Origin of the sequence: Tabrizicola sp., assembly GCF_034366665.1 — a bacterium.
GTDB lineage: Bacteria > Pseudomonadota > Alphaproteobacteria > Rhodobacterales > Rhodobacteraceae > Tabrizicola.
In genome coordinates this window covers 1-3,263 of record NZ_JAXMMF010000132.1, presented here as the reverse complement: position 1 = coordinate 3,263, position 3,263 = coordinate 1, and the positions used below count along the sequence as shown (strand labels likewise).

The window sequence follows — 3,263 nt, the reverse complement described above, 5'->3', positions numbered from 1 at the left end:
CTGGCGGTCAAGGTGCCGCTCATCGCTTCCTTCGGTCGCACTTAGCCAGGCCGCAAGCGAAGATCGACCGAAGGAAGCGATGAGCGGCCCGGTCAGACGTGCTGGCCGCCGTTCACCTCGATCTCGGCGCCCGAGATGTAGCTGGACTGGTCCGAGCAGAGGAACCAGATCGCGTCGGCCACTTCCTTCGGCTGACCCAGACGTCGCATCGGCAGTTGCTCGACGATCCTGTCAGTGCCGGGCGACAGGATCGCGGTTTCGACCTCTCCTGGCGCGATGGCGTTGACCCGCACGCCCAAAGGCCCGAAATCATGCGCCATTTCCCGGGTCAGCGCCGCAAGGGCCGCCTTCGACGTGGCGTAGGCCGCACCGGCGAAGGGGTGGACCCTGACCCCGGCGATCGAGGTCACGTTGACGATGGAGCCTTTGGTCGCGGTCAGCTCGTCCTTCAGGCCGCGGGCCAGGATGACAGGCGCGAAGAAGTTGACGTGGAAGACGTGGCCCCAGGTGCGCAGGTCGGTGGTCATGGTGTTCAGCCGCGTGCCGCCGGGGCCCTTGGGGCTGATTCCGGCATTGTTCACAAGGGCATGGATGCGCCCGCCGACCTTCTGCTTGATCGTCTCGATGGCGGCGATGGTCTTGTTCGGGTCGGCAAGGTCGATCTCGATATGGTTCTCTTCGCCCCCCGGCCAGGGACAGCGCGGGTCGAAGGGCTGGCGCGAGCAGGTCAGGACCCGCCACCCCTCGGCCGAAAACCGCTTGACCGTCGCATGGCCGATCCCGCGGCTTGCGCCTGTCAGGACAAGGGTCTTTTGTTCGGAGGTCTTTTGTTCGGGGATCTTCTGTTCGGACATTGAAGTCTCCTTTGTGGGGAAGGCTACCCTTCCCCGCGGGGAAGGCAAGGCTTGGCCGATAAGACTTGGCGGGGGGGCGGAAAAAGCATATGCGGCGCGAAGAGATGGAGGCCCCGATGAAGCAGCAGACCCTGACCGCCGAGGATGCGAAGACGACCGCGAAGATGCTGTCCGAGGCGCTGCCGTACCTGCAGCGCTTCGAGGATGCGGTTGTGGTGGTGAAGTTCGGTGGCAACGCGATGGGCGACGATGCGGCGATGGCCGAGTTTGCCCGCGACATCGTGCTGATGAAGCAGGTCGGCGTGCATCCCGTGGTGGTCCACGGTGGTGGGCCGATGATCAACGAGATGCTGCAAAAGCTTGGGATCAAGTCGGAATTCGTCCGTGGCAAGCGGGTGACGGACAAGGCCACGGTGCAGGTCGTGGAGATGATCCTGTCGGGCCTGGTGAACAAGCGGATCGTGCAGGCGATCATGGATGCGGGCGGGCGCGCGGTCGGGATTTCCGGCAAGGACGACGACCTGATGGTCTGCGAGGCGGATGACCCGGAGCTTGGCTACGTCGGCCGTCCGGTCGAGATGAACGTGCAGGTGCTGCGCGACCTTTACAACGCGGGGATCATCCCCGTGGTGGCCCCCGTGGCAACGGGGATGAAGGACAACGAGACGTTCAACGTCAACGGCGATACGGCGGCGGGGGCCATCGCGGGGGCCTTGCAGGCAGACCGTTTGCTGCTGCTGACCGACGTGCCGGGGGTGAAGGATGCCAGCGGCCAGGTGATGACCCAGATCACGCCGGAAGAAATCCGCCAGCTGACGGCGGACGGGGTGATCTCGGGCGGGATGATCCCGAAGACCGAAACCGCGCTGATGGCAATTGAACAGGGGACGCGGGCGGTGACGATCATGGATGGCAAGGTGCCGAACGCCTGCCTTCTGGAACTGTTCACCGACCACGGTGCCGGAAGCCAGATCCGCAGCACCGAGCCGCGGGTGAAGCCGCACAAGCGGCGCTGAGCGGGCTCGGTGGGTTAACCGTCTGACTTTGTTGGATTTCCGGCGTTCTGGTTGGATCTTCCTTCTGTCCCCACGCGCGCGACAATACGGACGTTCACCTTCGCCACGAATCGGGTGTAGGATCGGCGCATGGAGAATGAACTTCTCTGGCGTGGCGGTGTGTTCCTGACGCTCTTCGCCCTTTTCGCGGGGCTGGAGGCGCTGGAGTGGCTGTGGCGCTGCCTGACCTATGGACGGATGGTGCCGATCCGGAAGGGCGGCGAGGGCGGACGGGCGGACACGGTCGCGATCTGAGGCGCCTCGCCGAGAGGGGGATCGTTGCCCGATGGCGGGCGATGGCTTAATCGCCCGGCATGACCGACGCCGCCCCCATCCGCCCCGAAGCCCGCAGCCCCCGGGGCTTCGCCGACCGCCGCGGCCGCGACCTGATCGCCGAGCGCCGTCTGGTGACGCGGGTGTCCGCCGTCTACGAGCGCTGGGGCTTCGAGCCGCTGGACACCGGGGCCTTCGAATACGCCGACGCCCTGGGCAAATTCCTGCCCGAGGCCGACCGTCCGAACGAGGGCGTCTTCGCCCTGCAGGACGACCCGGACGAGGACGGCAATGGCGAGTGGATGGCGCTGCGCTACGACCTGACCGCGCCCCTTGCCCGGTTCGCGGCGCAGAACTGGGAGACCCTGCCCAAGCCGTTCCGCCGCTACGCCTTCGGGCCGGTGTGGCGCAACGAGAAGCCCGGCCCCGGCCGCTTCCGCGAATTCGTCCAGTGCGACGCCGACACCGTCGGTTCGGACCGGCCCGAGGCCGACGCCGAGATCATCGCCATGGCCTGCGAGGGCCTGCAGGCGGCGGGCCTGGCCCCCGAACAGGCCGTGCTGCGGGTCTCGAACCGCAAGCTGTTCGACGGCCTGTTCGAGGCCGGCGGCGTCGAGGACGCGGGCCGGAAGCTGACCGCCCTGCGCGCCATCGACAAATACGACCGGCTGGGCTGGGAGGGCGTCGCCGCCCTGCTCGGCGAGGGCCGGCTTGACGAGTCCGGCGACTACACCAACGGCGCCGGCCTGCCGTCGAAGGCGATCGGCGCCGTCGAGGGGTTCCTCGCCTCGGCCAGCAGCCCCGGGCTGTCGCGGGCCGACACCCTGAACGCCGTCGCCCCCTCCGGGAACATCGGCGCCGCGGGCGAGGCGGCGCTGGCCGAATTGGCCGCGATCGACCGGGCGCTGGGCGCGATGAAGGTCGGCCAGGCGGCCGTGCGGTTCGACCCGACCATCGTGCGCGGGCTGGAATACTACACCGGAGCCGTATTCGAGGCCGAGCTGCTGCTGGAGACCACCGACGACAAGGGCCGGCCGGTGCGGTTCGGCTCGATCGGCGGCGGCGGACGCTATGACGACCT

Annotated in this window: 4 protein-coding genes; 3 read left to right on the top strand and 1 reads right to left on the bottom strand. The window is 67.6% G+C overall.

What is annotated here, in order from left to right:
- Positions 1-92 precede the first annotated feature (92 nt).
- The gene (locus tag U1E69_RS19165) at positions 93-854 is read right to left on the bottom strand and encodes an SDR family oxidoreductase (protein WP_322246019.1); all 762 of its coding nucleotides are present in this window, start codon (positions 852-854) and stop codon (positions 93-95) included.
- Positions 855-970: 116 nt separating this feature from the next.
- Here U1E69_RS19165 and argB point away from each other — a divergent pair, with 116 nt between their 5' ends.
- The 3 genes from argB to U1E69_RS19150 form a co-directional block, all read left to right on the top strand.
- Positions 971-1,870: an acetylglutamate kinase gene (gene argB, locus U1E69_RS19160; protein ID WP_322246018.1), complete on the top strand. Its 900-nt coding sequence runs from the start codon at positions 971-973 to the stop codon at positions 1,868-1,870.
- Positions 1,871-1,999: 129 nt separating this feature from the next.
- Positions 2,000-2,164: a hypothetical protein gene (locus U1E69_RS19155; protein ID WP_322246017.1), complete on the top strand. Its 165-nt coding sequence runs from the start codon at positions 2,000-2,002 to the stop codon at positions 2,162-2,164.
- A 59-nt stretch (positions 2,165-2,223) separates the two neighbouring features.
- Positions 2,224-3,263, top strand: a 1,040-nt coding sequence (locus tag U1E69_RS19150) for a HisS family protein (RefSeq protein ID WP_322246016.1), incomplete at its 3' end; no start/stop codon positions are given.

Excerpts from the sequence above, each read along its gene's own strand:
- U1E69_RS19165 (WP_322246019.1), bottom strand. The coding sequence starts at position 854 with ATGTCCGAACAGAAGATCCCCGAACAAAAGACCTCCGAACAAAAGACC.
- argB (WP_322246018.1), top strand. The coding sequence starts at position 971 with ATGAAGCAGCAGACCCTGACCGCCGAGGATGCGAAGACGACCGCGAAG.
- U1E69_RS19155 (WP_322246017.1), top strand. The coding sequence starts at position 2,000 with ATGGAGAATGAACTTCTCTGGCGTGGCGGTGTGTTCCTGACGCTCTTC.